14 protein-coding genes are annotated in these 15,822 nt (G+C 71.0%); 10 read left to right on the top strand and 4 right to left on the bottom strand.

What is annotated here, in order from left to right; all coding sequences use genetic code 11:
* Nucleotides 1-174 precede the first annotated feature (174 nt).
* Both ACIQM0_RS26925 and dnaN read left to right on the top strand, forming a co-directional pair.
* Complete coding sequence (locus ACIQM0_RS26925; RefSeq protein WP_401291202.1) at nt 175-1,650, top strand: hypothetical protein; 1,476 nt, start codon at nt 175-177, stop codon at nt 1,648-1,650.
* Nucleotides 1,651-1,822: 172 nt separating this feature from the next.
* Nucleotides 1,823-2,968 carry a DNA polymerase III subunit beta gene (gene dnaN / locus ACIQM0_RS26920; protein WP_401291199.1) on the top strand — a complete coding sequence of 382 codons (1,146 nt, stop codon included), beginning with the start codon at nt 1,823-1,825 and terminating at the stop codon, nt 2,966-2,968.
* 52 nt (nt 2,969-3,020) lie between these two features.
* On the opposite strand, the gene ACIQM0_RS26915 is transcribed toward dnaN, so the two are convergent.
* Nucleotides 3,021-5,012: an Ig-like domain repeat protein gene (locus tag ACIQM0_RS26915; RefSeq protein ID WP_401291359.1), complete on the bottom strand. Its 1,992-nt coding sequence runs from the start codon at nt 5,010-5,012 to the stop codon at nt 3,021-3,023.
* A 175-nt stretch (nt 5,013-5,187) separates the two neighbouring features.
* Nucleotides 5,188-7,704: a protein kinase gene (locus tag ACIQM0_RS26910; protein WP_401291197.1), complete on the bottom strand. Its 2,517-nt coding sequence runs from the start codon at nt 7,702-7,704 to the stop codon at nt 5,188-5,190.
* 183 nt (nt 7,705-7,887) lie between these two features.
* On the opposite strand from ACIQM0_RS26910, the gene ACIQM0_RS26905 reads away from it, so the two are divergent.
* From ACIQM0_RS26905 to ACIQM0_RS26895, 3 genes are all read left to right on the top strand, one after another.
* Complete coding sequence (locus ACIQM0_RS26905; RefSeq protein WP_401291194.1) at nt 7,888-9,261, top strand: aspartate aminotransferase family protein; 1,374 nt, start codon at nt 7,888-7,890, stop codon at nt 9,259-9,261.
* Nucleotides 9,262-9,366: 105 nt separating this feature from the next.
* Nucleotides 9,367-10,131 carry a GntR family transcriptional regulator gene (locus ACIQM0_RS26900; protein ID WP_401291191.1) on the top strand — a complete coding sequence of 255 codons (765 nt, stop codon included), beginning with the start codon at nt 9,367-9,369 and terminating at the stop codon, nt 10,129-10,131.
* 121 nt (nt 10,132-10,252) lie between these two features.
* Nucleotides 10,253-10,903: a hypothetical protein gene (locus ACIQM0_RS26895; protein ID WP_401291188.1), complete on the top strand. Its 651-nt coding sequence runs from the start codon at nt 10,253-10,255 to the stop codon at nt 10,901-10,903.
* Between the two features lie 133 nt (nt 10,904-11,036).
* Here the strand turns inward: ACIQM0_RS26895 and ACIQM0_RS26890 are convergent, their stop codons facing one another.
* Nucleotides 11,037-11,825 carry an SLATT domain-containing protein gene (locus tag ACIQM0_RS26890; RefSeq protein WP_401291186.1) on the bottom strand — a complete coding sequence of 263 codons (789 nt, stop codon included), beginning with the start codon at nt 11,823-11,825 and terminating at the stop codon, nt 11,037-11,039.
* A gap of 370 nt (nt 11,826-12,195) precedes the next feature.
* Here ACIQM0_RS26890 and ACIQM0_RS26885 point away from each other — a divergent pair, with 370 nt between their 5' ends.
* The 3 genes from ACIQM0_RS26885 to ACIQM0_RS26875 all read left to right on the top strand — a co-directional run bounded on the left by ACIQM0_RS26885 (nt 12,196) and on the right by ACIQM0_RS26875 (nt 14,052).
* Nucleotides 12,196-12,531 carry a YbaB/EbfC family nucleoid-associated protein gene (locus tag ACIQM0_RS26885; RefSeq protein WP_311307800.1) on the top strand — a complete coding sequence of 112 codons (336 nt, stop codon included), beginning with the start codon at nt 12,196-12,198 and terminating at the stop codon, nt 12,529-12,531.
* A gap of 124 nt (nt 12,532-12,655) precedes the next feature.
* Nucleotides 12,656-13,255, top strand: a complete 600-nt coding sequence (gene recR / locus ACIQM0_RS26880; RefSeq protein WP_362961245.1) for a recombination mediator RecR — start codon at nt 12,656-12,658, stop codon at nt 13,253-13,255.
* 137 nt (nt 13,256-13,392) lie between these two features.
* Complete coding sequence (locus ACIQM0_RS26875) at nt 13,393-14,052, top strand: DUF5063 domain-containing protein (RefSeq protein ID WP_363031120.1); 660 nt, start codon at nt 13,393-13,395, stop codon at nt 14,050-14,052.
* Here ACIQM0_RS26875 and ACIQM0_RS26870 read toward each other — a convergent pair.
* On the bottom strand, nt 14,045-14,461 hold the full coding sequence (locus ACIQM0_RS26870) for a hypothetical protein (protein ID WP_401291182.1): 417 nt from the start codon (nt 14,459-14,461) through the stop codon (nt 14,045-14,047). The genes ACIQM0_RS26875 and ACIQM0_RS26870 overlap by 8 nt on opposite strands.
* An 84-nt stretch (nt 14,462-14,545) precedes the next feature.
* Here ACIQM0_RS26870 and ACIQM0_RS26865 point away from each other — a divergent pair, with 84 nt between their 5' ends.
* Together ACIQM0_RS26865 and ACIQM0_RS26860 are read left to right on the top strand one after the other, a co-directional pair.
* Entirely contained in the window at nt 14,546-15,346 is an 801-nt protein-coding gene (locus tag ACIQM0_RS26865; RefSeq protein ID WP_401291180.1) for a helix-turn-helix domain-containing protein, read from the top strand.
* The gene (locus ACIQM0_RS26860) at nt 15,343-15,585 is read left to right on the top strand and encodes a DUF397 domain-containing protein (protein WP_385352225.1); all 243 of its coding nucleotides are present in this window, start codon (nt 15,343-15,345) and stop codon (nt 15,583-15,585) included. The genes ACIQM0_RS26865 and ACIQM0_RS26860 overlap by 4 nt, the downstream gene beginning before the upstream one ends.
* Nucleotides 15,586-15,822: the final 237 nt, after the last annotated feature.

The raw sequence follows: 15,822 nt of genomic DNA, 5'->3' as shown, positions 1-15,822 counted from the left end.
GGAACTTTCGGTTCCGCGCCCGGTGACTTCACGGGCCGGTCATCTCTCCGACATCTGGGCGCGCAGGAGCGCCAATTGAACCGTTCCGGCGCCGTGTGCGTTGCGATACGCAGGGCCCGCTGTGCGCGGGCCTGACCGGGCCACGCGGCCCCTGTCCCATGGAAAGGCAGGCGTATGAGCCAGGGCGAAACACCGGACGAGCCGCTCGTGCAGGACGACCGGTCCGTTCCCGCGGCACCGGAGCCGTCTCCCCACTTCGCTGTGGTCATCGCCGGCGACGGCTCGGCGGCCATCGACGGCGAAGCGGTGGAGGCGGCGGAGGGCCAGGCGGTCGATGCCGCGATCCTCGACACACTGCACCGCAACGCGAAGGCCCGGAACACTCCCGTGACGGCGGCCATCTCGGACGCCTCCGCGGGGTACCTGGCGTTCGTCGAGGTCGCCCCGGACGGTTCGAGCAGGCTGCTGGAACAACAGGAGGAGCAACCGCCGGAGTCTGCCGAACAGGCAGTGCCGGAAGTGCCGGAAGCGCCGGAAGCGCCGGAAGCGCCGGAAGTGCCGGCACCCCCCGTAGTGCCAGTGCCCCCTGCAGTGCCCGTCATCGTCGATGACGGCCCCGATCGTGATGACGGCCCCGACCGGGATCGCGAGGAGGAGGAGGAGGAGGAGGAGGAGGAGGAGGAGACGAACGCGCTGCCGCCGCCCCCCGGGCCGCAACGCGCCGCAGGTCCCGCCCCGAAGACCGGCCGCCGAAACGAATCGCGGCAGTCGGACGACGAGTACAAGCCCCCGGGCCTGCTCGGCCGGCCCTTCCTCGTGGGTCCCGTGGCACTCGTGGTGGCCGCCCTCGTCATCGTTCCGCTGGTGATGCTCGGCACCGGCGGCGGCGGGGACGAGGAGCAGAACGCCACGTCCAGCAGCGCGACGAGCAGCATTCCGAGCCTGCAGTCGGCCCCCACGGCTTCTGTCTCCCCGGTCACACTCCCGCCCTCGCCCAGCAGCTCGTCCTCGCGCAGCAGCTCACCGTCGCCCAGCGGCTCGTCCTCGCCCAAGCCGAAGGCCACATCGGAGCACCGGCAGGTCACGAAGAAGACCACGGAGACCGTCGTCACGGTCACCGCGCGGCCCCCGCAGGCGACGACCACCGTGACGGCCACCCCGCCGCGGGCCACCGCGGCCACCGCCGTCAAACGTCTCGCCGCGCGGGACCCTTCAGGCCGGCACATCTGCTACCGCGCCTACGTCTCGGGGAGTGGCTGGCAGGATCCGGTGTGTGACGGCACGCTGGCCGGGACGTCCGGTCGGAACCGGGCTATCAAGGCTCTCAACATCGCCGTGTACGACGTCGGCGGCTCATCGGCCAACGCCTTCGTCCACGCGGCCAAGTCGAAGGACGGCAGAGGTGAGTGGAAGACGCCGTGGACAGCGGTCACCGAGGGCAAGGACTTCACCATCGGCAGCGCGAAGCAGAGCGCCCCGAACATGCTGGGCTTCGCCATCAACGTCGGCAGCGGCAAGATCTGTCAGGCGGCCCGCGTCCACAATGCCGAGTTCGGGGCGCGGGGTTGTTCCGAGCCACGCCCCAAGTACACCTTTGGTGGCACCCTCGCCAACAACCTGTATCTGGAGGCCGTCAAGTTCACGGTGTGAGTGATCGCGGCAGCCCGGACCGAGGGCGGCCGGTGCGGGACCGCGTGCCGCCTGCCTGGGGTGATCGCGAACGCGGTGGGCACGGACACTGTCTCTTCGCCGGACTGTCAGTGGTGACCCGTAGCGTCGGAGACCGGAGACGGTCGTCGGCGCACGAGGAGAGATCACCACCATGGAGTTCCGGATCGAACGCGGTGCACTGGCCGACGCCGTCACCTGGGCGGCCCGGGTGCTGCCCACCAGGTCACCCGTTCCCGTCCTCGGCGGTCTGCTGCTGGAAGCGGCGGACGGCCGGCTGTGCATCTCCGGCCTCGACTACGAGGCGTCCGCCCGCATCGAGGTGGACGCCGAGGTCCTGCGGCCCGGCAAGGTGCTCGTCATGGGCCGCCGGCTGCTCGACGTGTGCCGGGTGCTGCCCGAGGGCGCGGTGGAGTGCGCGGTGGAGGGCTCCCGCTTCACGGTGACGGGCAGCGGCGCCGGATTCGGCCTCTCGGTGCTGCCGCTCGACGACTATCCTTCGCTGCCGCCGCTGCCCGAGGTCCTCGGGGCGGTGGACTGCGAGGAGTTCGCGGCGGCCGTCGCGGATGTGGCGGTGGCGGCCGGCCGGGACGACACCCTGCCGACGCTCACCGGCATCCGGCTGGGGCTCGACGGCGACCGGATGACCCTGGCGGCGACGGACCGGTACCGCTTCGCGGTCCGCACGCTCGGCTGGAAGCCCGCGGCGGCGGACGTCTCGGCGGATGTCGTGGTCTCGGCCCGCCGGCTCACCGAGATCGCCCGCTCCTTCGGCCGCGCGGGCACGGTCAGCCTCGCCCTGGACAACGGGTCTGCCGGTTTCGAACTGGCCGGGATGCGGACCACGGTCCGGCTGCTGGACGGCCGACTGCCGCGCCACGACAAGCTGTTCGCGATGGCGGCCCCGGCCACGGCGGTCACGGAGCGCGAGCCCCTGGTCGAGGCGGTGAAGCGGGTCTCGGTCGTGGCGGACAACGACAGCCCGCTCCAACTCGCCTTCCGCACGGACTCGGTGCTGCTCCAGGCGGGCTACGAGGACGACGTGGCGTCGCAGCGGCTTCCGGCCGAACTGACCGGGACCGAGGAGATGACCGTCGCCTTCAACCCCTCGTACCTGATGGACGCGCTGGCCTCGTTCGACACCCCGGTCGTCCGGTTCCGGCTGATGGGCCCGGGGCAGCGCGCCATGGTCACCGGCCACGCCGCCCCGGAGGAGGCGACGGGACAGGTGACGACGGCGGAAGGGACCGGGCAGCCGGCGCACCAGCATCTGCTGATGTCGGTGAAGCCGCTGATCTAGGGCCCGACGGCACGGTGGAACCGGGCCCGGATTCCCGGGCCCGGTTCTCCGGCTACTTGGTGAAGATGAAGTACTTCCAGGCGCCGTGGGTCGTCGAGTTCACGATGTCGCCCGAGGAGCCGTCCACGTACGAGGCGCGGGCCCGCATCCGGTAGCCCGTCTCGTGCGTGCCGGAGAGCGTCACGATCGTCTTGCCGTTGGTGCCGAGCTTGAAGTACTGCCAGCCCGCGTCGTACCACTTGCCCTGGTAGTACACCTCCAGGGACAGCTTGAACGAGCGGTTCTTGTAGTAGCTCATCGTCGTGGTGAAGGCCGGGTTGGTCTTCTTGTGGAAGTACGCGTACGACGTGGAGCCGATCTTGGCCGTCCGGTACTGCTTGGAGACGGTGGTCGAGACCTTCACCTTGGCGTACGCCACGGACGTGACCGTCTTGGACGCGTAGCGGCCGTCGCCCTTGAAGACGGCGGTGACGGTGGTGTCCCGGGTCATGTCGACCGTGGTCGACAGGTTGCCCTTGGAGTTGACCTTGCCGGTCTTCGCCAGCTTCTTCGGCTTGTCCGGGCCGTACGGGTCCACCCACAGCTCGACGGTGCGGTTCTTGTACGTCGTGCCGAGGTGCGCGGTGAACGACACGTCGGCGCCGTACGCGTAGAGCGCCTTGTTGTGGTTCAGGGTCAGCGAGGCGGCCGCGCGGGAGACGGCGACCTTGCCGGAGCCCGAGCCCGGGGAGTGGAGGGTGTCACCCGCGTACGACACCTTGTAGGTGACCGTGCCGCCCGCGGGCGGGGTGTCGCTGAAGGAGAACGTGCCGTCCGGCTTCAGCGCCACCGAGGGGAGGGCCTTGCCCTTGGGCGACTCGATGTCGGTCCGCGTGACCGTGGCCTTGGCGCCCGCCGCGAACGCGCCGTTCGACGTGGCCCGGCCCGTGACGGTGAGCTTCTTGCCCCGCGTCGCCTTCGCCGGGGCGGTGACCTTGACCGTGGTCACGGACCTGACCGCGTCGGTGAGCACCCGCAGCGAACGGGCGCCCCGGCTGTTCACCGTGACGGCGAACAGCCGGCTGGTGTCCGGCGCCCAGGCCAGCCCGGCGGGGTCCAGGGTGTCCGAACCGCTGGAGTCCCCGGTGTTGGGGAAGTCGTACGTCCGCACCGGCTTGGTGGTGGAGCCGCCCGGCTTGTACACGTACACGTCGGGGGAGTACCAGCCGTCGATGCCGGCGGCGACCGTACCGTTCGGGGCGATGTCGATGGCGTTGGGGTACGAGTCGGACGCGTACGCGACCCCGGGCGTGAGGTCGGAGGTCCGGTAGGACTGGTGGTTGTACGGAGCGCCGCTGGCCACCACGACCCGGGTGCCGTCCGGGGTGACCGCGAGGTCGTGCAGATTGCTCCCGTCCAACTGGCTGTACGCGGTCCGCGTGGCCGTGCCCGAGCCGACGTCGTACGTGGCCAGCTCGGTCGGGCTCTGGCCCTCGATACCGGCGGCCAGCACGTTCGGCGCGCCGGGAGCGGAGGCCAGGGTCGGCGCCGCGTACCAGGAGGTGCCGCTCGTCTCCTGGTCCAGGCTCACGACCGGCTCGGCGCCGGTCAGGTCGAGCGAACCGATCTGGCCGGCGCCGGCCGAGCCGTACCCGAACCAGAGCTTGCCGCCCGCCAGGGCGGGGTACTTGGGGTCCGTGCCGTCGCCGGTGGCGTACCGGGCGGACTCCTTGAGCGCCGCCGTGTCGATCGTGACGATGGCGTCGGCGCCCGGTACGGCGGCGTAGAGCGTGCCGGAGTCGGCGGACAGGTCGAGCCCGGTCACTCCGGGCAGCGACGCGATCGTCGCGACGACCGCACCGCTGTAGTCGGCGACGAGGACCTTGCCGCCGGCCGGGTCGCTGATGAACACGTGCTTGTGCACGCCGTCCGCGACGATGTCGCCGACGGACTTGGCAGGAAGGATTCTGCTGGAGTCGGCGGCGGCCGGGTTCGCCGCACCGCCGATCAGTACCACTGAGCTGAACAGAACCGCGATCGAGGTCGCGGTGGAGACTCTGCGCATACGGAAGTTGTTGATCTCTACCCCCACGGTAAAAGAGGGCCGCTTGCCACCCGTAGTCGAGAAAGGGGCGCGGCACAGGAACGCAGGGTATGGCATGACCTTCACGGCGCGTACATAATATGGTCGGCAGGTGCCCGGCCGGCCCGTGGGTCACGTCCTGCGCGGCCTGCCCCGATCAACCGGACTTCGTGTACGTGAGCTTCTCGCCGGTGTCCGTGTTCTCGCGGCTCAGGGTGCCGTCGGGGAGCAGGGTGAGCGTGGTCGGACCGCCCGGTGTGCAGGACGACATGGGCTCGCCGAGCGTCACGGTGGAGGGGCCGATCCTGAGCGGTCCCTCGCCGGTGACCGCGTCCGTCAGTGCGGCCTCGAAGACGCAGCGGTAGGTGCCGCCGGCGTCGGTCGGACCCTCCGCGGTGAGGCTGAGTACGGTGTCGCCGGCCCCGCCCTGCTCGATGACGAGTTCGCGGGTGGAGTGGCCGGCGGCGTTGTCGATGCCGCCGGACCAGGTGCCGAGGTAGGCCTCGGGGACGCCGTTCTCCCCGTCGTCGGGGGAAGGGGAACCGGCGTCGGCTTCAGAATCGGACGAGTCGTCCTTGGGGGACGGGGTGGTGGAGTGCTTCGGGGAGGCGGTGGGGTGCCCGTTGTCGTTCATCAGCGCGTAGACGGAGCCGCCGGCGCCTATCGCGACGAGTACCGCGATCGCGACGAGAGCGGCGGTCCAGCCGGTTCTCCGACGGGCCGGCTCGGGGGCGGGCGGCTGGGTTCCGGTCGGGTACAGCGGGTCGTACGGGGGCGTGGAGCCGAAACCGGGCTGCTGCGGATAGCCGTACGCGTAGCCCTGGTTGGGGCCCTGTTGCTGCGGATAGCCGTACCCCGGTGCCGGTGCTGATGCAGGCGCCGGGGTCGCGGTCGGGTATCCGGCCGCGTACGGCTGCGCGGGCTGCTGCGGATATCCGTACCCGGGAGGGAGCGTCCCGGGTGTCGGCGGTCCGGCCGCCTGGGTGCCGGGCTGCTGGGGGCCGACCGCGGTGGGGAAGGGGCGGGTGCTGCCCGGTGCGGGTTGCTCCGACGGCGTGGACGGCTCGGCGGGCGGCGGGGCGGCGGGGGACGAACCGGAGTAGGGCGGGGCTGCGGAGGGACGAGGCGGTGTGTCCTGCGGGACCGTGTCCGCGGGGCCCGCCGCGTTCTCGGAGGTCTCGGCCTTCCCGAGGTCCGTAGCCTTCCCCGGCGTCTCCGCCTTCTCAGGGCCCGCCGCGTGCTCAGGGGGTTCCGCGTCCCTCGGCTCCGCCGCGTCCTCCGGCTCCTGCGGGTCCTCCGAGTCGAGCAGTTCCACCGCGTGGCGGCCGAGTTGGGCGATGAGCGCCCCGGGGAGCCAGGGCTCAGAGAGGGTGTCCTCGGCCAGCAGGTCCAGGATCTCGTCGGTCGCCGGTCTGGCCTCCGGGTCCTTGTGGAGGCAGTGCCGGATCAGGTCCACGAGGCCCACCGGGACCCCGGTCAGGTCCGGGTCCTCCTCCGCGATCCGGAACATCAGCGCGTGCACCCCGCTGGCCGTCCCGCCGAACGGGAGCCGTCCGGTCGAGGCGTACGCCAGCACGGAGCCCAGACAGAACACGTCGCACGCCGTGGTCACCCGCTCGCCCCGCACCTGCTCGGGCGACATGAAGCCGGGGGAGCCGACCAGCGCGCCGGTGCGGGTGAGACCGCCGTCGGTGACGGTGTCCAGGGCGCGGGCTATGCCGAAGTCGATGACCCGGGGACCGTCGATCGTCAGCAGGATGTTGGACGGCTTGAGGTCGCGGTGGATGAGCCCGGCGGTGTGGATGGCCCGCAGGGCGTGCGCGAGACCGTTGCCCAGGATGTGGACCGAGCGCTCGGGCAGCGGTCCGTACGCGCCGGGGGCGGGGCCCGCCGAGGTGAACGTGCGGCCCGAGACGGTGGCCTGGAGGGACGGGCCCGCGACGTAACCGGTGGCGACCCAGGGCACGTTGGCGTCGGTGTCCGCGTCCAGCACGGGGGCGGTCCAGGTGGACCCGAGACGGCGTGCGGCCATCACCTCCCGCCGGAACCGGTCGCGGAACTCCTGCTGCTCGGCGAGCTCCTCGCGCACCAGCTTGATCGCGACGGTACGGCCGCGGTCCGAGCGGGCCAGGTACACCTGGCCCATGCCGCCCGCCCCGAGTCTGCCCAGCAGGCGGTAGGCGCCGATGCGTTGCGGATCTACGGAGCCGAGCTTTTCCATGGTGTGCAGTCCTCCCCCGTACGGCGACACGCCGAACGGGTCGAGAATAGCGGCGCGGTTGCGCCCCGGCGGGGGGTGGTGGCCGGTCCGTGACCGGACCCCGCCCTCAGTCTCCGGACGGGCCGGCAGCGCCGGCCGTGCCCGCGGTGTCGGCCGGACCTGTGTGCCGCAGCGCGTCCATGGCCCGTGCCAGGCGTTCCAGCACGCGTACCGCTCGCCGGTGTCCCACAGCCCGGCGCCCGGCAGGATCAGCAGCGCACCGTCGTCGGGACGCAGCTCCGCGAGCGTCAGATCGGGGAGCACGGTCAGCCCGCCCATGCTGGTGACGGGATCGGCCGTCGGGCCCACCGTCCGGATGGTGAAGCCGTTCTGGGCGAGGTGGGCGGTGGCGTGCCCGGTCTCCCAGTCGGCGTAGGTGTCGTACACGGCCAGATGGACGGTCCCGCGGGTCATGACGGCCTCCTTGACGGAAGAGCGCTCATCGAGGGGGAGCGCTCGGGCAGGAACAGCGCCCACGACAACATGCTGTCAATGGGGGACGCTCGCGCGTCGACCCGACACCCTGCCGAACCACACGCCCCACGCCATACAAGGTGGCCATACCGAGCCGCGCCCACCGCGGCCTACGCTCGCCGTATGACCCCTCATCCCCGTCATGCCGTCGCCGCTGACCCCGCCGCCGGCGCGGCCGTGAAGGCCGCCGACCGCGCGCACGTGTTCCACTCCTGGTCCGCCCAGGGCCTGATCGACCCGCTCGCCGTCGCCGGCGCCGAGGGGGCGTACTTCTGGGACTACGACGGCAACCGCTACCTGGACTTCACCAGCGGTCTCGTCTACACCAACATCGGCTACCAGCACCCCACCGTCGTCGCCGCGATCCAGGAGCAGGCGGGGAAGATGACGACCTTCGCGCCCGCCTTCGCGATCGAGTCGCGCTCCGAGGCGGCCCGCCTCATCGCCGAGCGCACCCCCGGCGACCTGGACAAGATCTTCTTCACCAACGGCGGCGCGGAGGCCGTCGAGAACGCCGTCCGGATGGCCCGGCTGCACACCGGCCGCACGAAGGTGCTCTCCGCCTACCGCTCGTACCACGGCGCCACCTCCACCGCGATCAACCTGACCGGTGACCCGCGCCGCTGGGCGTCGGACAACGGCTCCGCGGGCGTCGTCCGGTTCTGGGCCCCGTTCCTCTACCGCTCGCCGTTCTACGCCGAGACCGAGGCGGAGGAGTGCGCCCGCGCGCTCCAGCACCTGGAGGACACCCTCGCCTACGAGGGCCCCTCGACCATCGCCGCGATCATCCTGGAGACCATCCCGGGCACGGCCGGCATCATGACGCCGCCGCCCGGCTACCTCGCCGGTGTCCGCGAGATCTGCGACCGGTACGGGATCGTCTTCGTCCTCGACGAGGTGATGGCCGGATTCGGCCGCACCGGCACGTGGTTCGCCGCCGACCACTTCGACGTCACCCCCGACCTGATGACGTTCGCCAAGGGCGTCAACTCCGGTTACGTACCGCTCGGCGGCGTCGCGATCTCCGCCGAGATCGCCGCCACCTTCGACACCCGCCCCTACCCGGGCGGGCTGACCTACTCCGGCCACCCGCTGGCCTGCGCCGCCGCCATCGCCACCATCCACGTGATGGAGGACGAGAAGGTCATCGAGAACGCCGCCCACATCGGCGAGACGGTCCTCGGCCCCGGTCTGCGCGCGCTGGCCGAGAACCACCCGTCGGTCGGCGAGGTCCGCGGCCTCGGCGCGTTCTGGGCGCTGGAGCTGGTCCGGAACAAGGAGACCCGCGAGCCGCTGGTCCCGTACAACGCGACGGGCGAGGCCAACGCCCCCATGGCGGCCTTCGGAGCGGCGGCGAAGAAGAACGGCCTGTGGCCCTTCATCAACATGAACCGCACCCACGCCGTACCGGCCTGCAACGTCACGGAGGCCGAGGCCAAGGAGGGGCTGGCGGCACTGGACATCGCGCTGTCGGTGGCCGACGAGCACACCGTGTAGCACCGTCCGCGCACAGCGCCCCTCCCCCTCCCGCCACCGGCCCGTCCGGCCCGGCGGTCCGGCTCGGTCTAAGGTGGCCGAAACCGAAACACGGGAGGGGCGCCCATGCGCGTGAGCGGGACCGTCACGCGCAGTACGCTGCGGCAGCAGATCGCGGACGCGCTGCGTGACGAGGTGCTTGCGGGGCGTCTTCAGCCGGGACGGGAGTTCACCGTCAAGCAGATCGCCGAGCAGTACGGCGTCTCCGCGACGCCCGTCCGGGAAGCGCTGTTCGATCTCTCCGCGCAGGGCCTGCTCGAATCCGATCAGCACCGCGGCTTCCGGGTACACCAGTTCTCCGTCGCGGACTACCGGGCGATGGTGGAGGCCCGCACCCTGGTCATGGACGGGGTGATCCGGAACGTTTTCCGCAACCGGCCCCCGTCCCCGGCGCGGCAGCTGAGGAACCGGGACGCGCTCGTCTCCGTGCGCCGCAGGGCCGAGGAGGCCGCCCGCGCGGCGCGCGGCGGTGACCTGGACATCCTCATCGGCTACGACCTGCGCTTCTGGCGCGAGCTGGGCGCGCTCGCCGGCAACACCTACATCAACGACTTCCTGCACCGGCTGCGCGTCCAGGCCTGGGTGTTCGCCGTGCCGTACCTGCGCCGCGACGCGGACGTACGGGACTGGCTCTGGCAGGGCCACGCCGACCTCGTCGCCGCGGTCACGCTCCGGGACCGCGAGGCGCTGCGCGGGGTGATCGACCAGTACAACGGCCACGCGATGAGCTGGGCGGACCGGCTGGCGGCCGCGGACCCGGCCCGCCCCGGCCGCGCACCGCAGCCGCCCGACGGGGACGAGTCCGCGGACCCGGTGCGGCCGGAGGCCTGAGCGGCGCCGGTCCCCGAAATCGGTCAGGGAGGACCACTGTCCGCGACGTGCCGACCGCATTACGCTGTCCCGAATTACGCTGTCCTGACCATCACACGCACCAGTTGGAGAGCGAGACTTCGTGGCCTGTGACCTGTGGCTGGTCCCCCTCGTCGATGTGCTGTGCCACAGCCCCGACAACCCCTTCGCCGAGGAGATAGCGGTCTTCGACAAGGCGCTGGGTGAGGCAGGGCTGCCGCCCGTACCCGTCTACGCCTACATGCCGGGCCTGACCGGAGACGTGGCCCCGGTCGCGGGCTTCGACTACGACGCCCTGCACTTCCTGCGCCGCGCCTATCTGCTCCGGATCAGCGGCCTCGCCGTCGCGCCCGTGGGCGAACTGGGCAGTGACTACGAGCAGTTGCTGGAGATGTTCGAGTCGACGGCCCAGCAGTCGCACCTGGTGTGGCACTACGACCACGCCGGGGCGTACGTCCCGCTGGACTTCGCGTACCCGATCTCCACGGACGACCTGCTGGCGGGCGGCGGCCCGCTCGGCTCCGCGCACGGGCTGCTGAGGGAACTGGAGTTCGTCGCGCCGTCCATCGGTATCGATCCGGCCAACCCGCCGCCCGCACCGCTGCCGCCCGCCGCGCCCACCGACCTGGAGGAACCGGCGGTCCCGATCCCGTACGACGACAGCCCGTTCGCCCGGGAACGCCATGTCTGGCTCGGCCTGCACGCGGCGGTCACCCGCAGCCTCGCCCAGGGCTCAATGATCATTTTCAGCTGACGAACGAGCTGCCGAACGAGCCGACGGCCGATCCGAGGATCAAGGGGATCAAGCCGACGGCCAGGGCTCCCGCCGGAGCCCCGCAGCCATCACCGGTCATCGGCGACCGGTCATCGCGACCGGTCGCCGACGGTCATCGCGGGGACTCCGGCGGCCGCTGCCGCGGCATGTTCGGCCGGCCCATCGACTGCAGCGGGAACCGCCCCGGCTGCGCGCCCTGCTCCGCGCGCCCGCCGCTCGTGCCGCCGGACACCAGCGCCTGCATCCCCATCGGCGCGGGCCCGGCCCGGAACTCCACCATCCAGTCCGCGGTCTCCGACCGCACGAGCTCCGTGACGTCCTCCGAGAACCGCCGCAGCACACCGAGGCACCGCTCGGCCGCCTCGCTCGCCGTCCCCTCGGTCGGGCCGAGCACCTCGCGCACGGACTCCGAGGCCCAGTCGAACTGGAGCACCTGGAGCCGTCGCTGTACGGCCTGTGCCGTCGCGAGATTCCTTATCCAGCCGGAGGTCAGGCCGAAGTACCGGTCGCATGCCATGCACGCGGCACCCAGCAGCAGCGACAGATAGCCCCAGCCCGCCGCACCGTGCAGCGCCCCCGTCAGATCGAGCAGCGGCAGCGCGGCGCCCGCCACCGCACCGGCCGCGGTCCCCATCCGCAGGACCCGGGCCGCGCGCCGCTTCCACACCCGGTCGGCCAGGTACCAGTCGGCGGTGCGCAGCGCGTCGGCCTCGACCCAGCGGTACAGCTCGTCGAGCCGCTGGGCCGGTTCTCCCCAGTCGCCGAGCGGGAAGGGCGTTCCGGTCAGATCCCGGTCCGGCGCACCGGAGCCCGGACCGGAAGGAGCGGCGGAACCGGCCGGACCGGGCACACCGGAATCGTTGCGGGGCGGCCCTTCGGGCTGCATCTCCGGCTGACTCACCGGGGTACTCCTCTGCATGCTGCATTGCGACGCGTGATGTCGACCGCGTCCTCGACGATGGGCGGGATCTCTGCCCTCTGCTCACTGACGCTCGCTGCGACCGGCAGTACCCCATGCGTAACCTTGCGTGACGGCTGGTGCACGTGCGCGTACCGGGACGCATGCCCTTCCTACCGCCGAATGGTGGGCCGCGGGGTCGAAATCGCGGTATTCCCGGGTGCGCGGAGCCTGTGATCAGGTATAGGAGTCCTGCCTTCGCTGACTCGATCTCACCCGAAAGAGTTGCTCGTCAGTGGGTGGGGCGCGCCGCCCGGGGACAACGTAGGCTCGGCGTACCGAAACATTTGTCGTCGAAATGCCTGGAGTGACCGTGATTCCCGGTGGTGGTCAGCCCAATATGCAACAGCTGCTGCAGCAGGCCCAGAAGATGCAGCAGGACCTCGCGGAGGCCCAGGAGGAACTGGCCAGGACCGAGGTCGACGGCCAGGCGGGCGGCGGTCTCGTCAAGGCCACCGTCAACGGCTCCGGGGAGCTGCGCGGCCTGGTGATCGATCCGAAGGCGGTGGACCCGGAGGACACCGAGACGCTCGCGGACCTCGTCGTCGCGGCGGTCCAGGCGGCGAACGAGAACGCCCAGGCACTCCAGCAGCAGAAGCTGGGCCCGCTGGCCCAGGGCCTGGGCGGCATGCCCGGCCTCCCCTTCTGACCAAGACCCCGACCTCGGACCTGCCCCAGGGCCTGTCCCAGGACATACCCAGGACGGTACGCACCCGCACCCCCTACGGTGCGTACCACCACTCGGCCGACCAGGCGCAAGGAAAGGCTCTCCGTTGTACGAAGGCGTGGTTCAGGACCTCATCGACGAACTGGGCAGGCTGCCCGGCGTCGGTCCCAAGAGCGCGCAGCGGATCGCCTTCCACATCCTCCAGGCGGAGCCCACGGACGTGCGCCGCCTCGCCCACGCCCTCCTCGAGGTCAAGGACAAGGTCCGCTTCTGCGCGATCTGCGGCAACGTGGCGCAGCAGGAGCACTGCGGGATCTGCCGCGACCCGCGCCGCGACCTGACGGTCATCTGTGTCGTCGAGGAGCCGAAGGACGTCGTCGCGATCGAGCGGACCCGCGAGTTCCGGGGCCGTTACCACGTACTCGGCGGGGCGATCAGCCCCATCGAGGGCGTCGGTCCGGACGACCTGCGCATCCGCGAGCTGCTGGCCCGGCTGGCGGACGGCTCCATCACGGAACTGATCCTGGCGACCGACCCCAACCTGGAGGGCGAGGCCACCGCGACGTACCTGGCGCGGATGGTCAAGCCGATGGGTCTGCGGGTCACCCGGCTGGCCAGCGGTCTGCCGGTGGGCGGCGACCTCGAGTACGCGGACGAGGTCACGCTCGGCCGCGCCTTCGAGGGAAGGCGGCTGCTCGATGTCTGACCCACTGCCCGCCCGCCTTCCGGCCAACCTCCCGGGGCCGGCTCCGGCCTCTTGCCCGGAGCCTCACAGCGGCTTTAGGTTCGGCGCAGTTATCTTCTACTCACCGTCTCCGACAGTGCCCACGGGAGGTCTCCGCGATGTCTGACGCCACGCTGAACACTGTCACCCAGGACCCCGACGACTTCGCGGTCCAGATCGCCGACCAGATCAAGACGTTCATCGTCGCGGTCACGGAGGTGTCGAGGGTCGAGGAGCCGGAAGAAGCCGTTCCGGTGCTGCTCCTCCAGGTCTCCCAGCTCCTGCTGGCGGGCGGCCGGCTGGGCGCGTACGAGGACATCCTCCCGGACGAGCGCTACGAGCCGGACCTCGGTGCCGAACCGGACGCGGACGGCCTGCGCGAGCGCTTCGCCGCCCTCCTGGAGCCGATCGACGTCTACTCCGAGGTCTTCGACCCGTACGAGCCCCGCAAGGCCCCGGTCCCGGCCCGCATCTCCGACGACCTGGCCGACCTGGTCACGGACCTGCGCCACGGCCTGGCCCACTACGAGGAGGACCGCACCACCGAGGCCCTGTGGTGGTGGCAGTTCTCCTACTTCTCCAACTGGGGCTCCACCGCCTCCGCCGCCCTGCGCGCCCTCCAGTCCCTCATCGCCCACATCCGCCTCAACCAGCCCCTCCAGGCACTCGACGGCCTGGACACCGACCAGGACGCCGGCGACGACGACCTGGCCGAGGAGGCCGGCCGCGTGATGCTCGAGGAGATCGCGGCCCCGCTGGGCCTGCGCCCGGTCACGTAGGGGGCTGGTCGGGGCGATCGGCCTGGCCGAGGGCCGACCAGAGCCGGTCCGCGTTCACGAAGGGCGCCGTCGGCGTGGGCCAGGACTGCCACATCAGCGGCCAGGTGTGCCCGTTCAGCGCCGGTACGCCGACGTAGCTGACCTGGTGCCGGGTCCCGAACCGTTCGACGTCCAGCGGCCAGGAGCGGTCGCCCGCGGTGCGCGGCGGCAGCAGGAAGTACATCCAGCGCAGCCCGGTCCCCTGCCACACGATCGGCCCCGCGTCGTCCCCCGTGAGCCGCCCCAGCCGGGCCGCGACCTCCTCGCCGCGGATGCCCTGGATGCGCAGGGTGTCGAAGTGGACCCCGCTCATACGGAGTTGGTGCCCGGAGGCGGGGACCCAGTCGGGGTGGTGAATTGCTCGCTTCATGGTTACACCGTGCCGGTGAAGTGGCTACGCTCGGTAGTGACCACTGCGATACGCGGTGCTGTGTACCCCTTGGAGGTGGCTGCTGTGTCAGCTCAGGACCCGCCCCCCGCGACGTGGCGCTACTGCGGTGACCAGCTGAAACGCTGGCGCACCCGGGCGGGCGTCAGCCGGGAGGAGTTGGGCGCGGCGGCGAAGTACGCCCCGGACACGATCAAGTCGATGGAGCAGGGCGTACGGATGCCGACGCCGCAGTTGCTGGATGTGGCGGATGTGTTACTCAGGGCGGAGGGGCTGCTGAGCGCCGCTAAGGACTTCCTGCGGCGGGAGAAGTTTCCCGCGCGGGCGCAGGACTTCATGGGGCGGGAAAGTGAGGCCCGCACTCGCTGGTCGTACGAAACCGTTCTCGTGCCGGGGCTCTTGCAGACGGAGCGCTACGCTCGCGGACTGATCGGCAACCACTCGCCGCCCCTTGACGAGGAGACCGTCGAGGCGCGCGTGGCTGCCCGGATGGAGCGTCAGGAGATCCTGTACAGAAGGCCACTCGTTGCCCTGAGCTTCATCGTCTACGAGGCCGCGCTGCGCGGTCCCCACGTGGACAGGGAACAGCTCTTGCAGGTGGTGAAGCTGGGGCGGCTGTGCAACGTGTCGGTTCAGGTGCTTCCCTTCGCCCGAGCGATTCCCGCCGCGCTACTGGGACCTGTGGTGCTGCTTGAGACCTGGGACCACGAGCGACTTGCCTTTGGTGAGGGGCAGTTCGATAGTCGGCTCACCGCGGACCCCGACCTCGTCAGCAACACGACCGAGCGGCTTAGCATGATCCGCATGGAGGCTCTGGGGGGCGCGGAGTCGGCTGGCTTCATCGAGCGGATGGCGGACGGGATATGAGCGACAAGCGGCGCTGGTTCAAATCGAGTTACAGCAACTCCGAAGGCGGGGACTGCGTCGAAGCCGCGCTGTCGTGGCGCACGTCCACGTACAGCGACTCCGAGGGCGGCAGCTGCGTTCAGGTCGCCCCCTGCCCCACCGCGATACACGTCCGCGACTCCAAGCTGTCCACCGGCGGCCCCGAACTGACCATCCCCGCCGGGCCTTGGGCGGCGTTCGTCGCCTTCGCGGTGGCGTAGGGCCGCATCTCCGCAGGTCGGCCCGAGGCTTGAGCCCCGAGCCGCGAGCCTCGAAGTCCGAGCTTCTTTCTGTAGGAATGGGTGGTGAGGTTGAACCCACCCACCCTCCCAAGTCCCGCGTATCACCTGGGAGGATGACTTTCGGTGATCGGCTTGCGTCACAGCGTGTGCACGCTCTAGGTTCGGTGTAACAGTCCGTAAAACGGACGATCCCGGCGGTGAGCCAACACCAACCGG

The organism is Streptomyces sp. NPDC091387 (assembly GCF_044756945.1).
GTDB lineage: Bacteria > Actinomycetota > Actinomycetes > Streptomycetales > Streptomycetaceae > Streptomyces.
Note: the sequence above shows the minus strand (reverse complement) of the source record. Positions and strands in the feature narration are given on the sequence as shown.

Coding starts and splice junctions, on each gene's coding strand:
- ACIQM0_RS26875 (WP_363031120.1), top strand. CDS start 13,393: ATGTCTGACGCCACGCTGAACACTGTCACCCAGGACCCCGACGACTTC.
- ACIQM0_RS26915 (WP_401291359.1), bottom strand. CDS start 5,012: ATGCGCAGAGTCTCCACCGCGACCTCGATCGCGGTTCTGTTCAGCTCA.
- ACIQM0_RS26925 (WP_401291202.1), top strand. CDS start 175: ATGAGCCAGGGCGAAACACCGGACGAGCCGCTCGTGCAGGACGACCGG.
- ACIQM0_RS26900 (WP_401291191.1), top strand. CDS start 9,367: ATGCGCGTGAGCGGGACCGTCACGCGCAGTACGCTGCGGCAGCAGATC.
- ACIQM0_RS26910 (WP_401291197.1), bottom strand. CDS start 7,704: ATGACCCGCGGGACCGTCCATCTGGCCGTGTACGACACCTACGCCGAC.
- ACIQM0_RS26905 (WP_401291194.1), top strand. CDS start 7,888: ATGACCCCTCATCCCCGTCATGCCGTCGCCGCTGACCCCGCCGCCGGC.
- dnaN (WP_401291199.1), top strand. CDS start 1,823: ATGGAGTTCCGGATCGAACGCGGTGCACTGGCCGACGCCGTCACCTGG.
- ACIQM0_RS26870 (WP_401291182.1), bottom strand. CDS start 14,461: ATGAAGCGAGCAATTCACCACCCCGACTGGGTCCCCGCCTCCGGGCAC.
- ACIQM0_RS26860 (WP_385352225.1), top strand. CDS start 15,343: ATGAGCGACAAGCGGCGCTGGTTCAAATCGAGTTACAGCAACTCCGAA.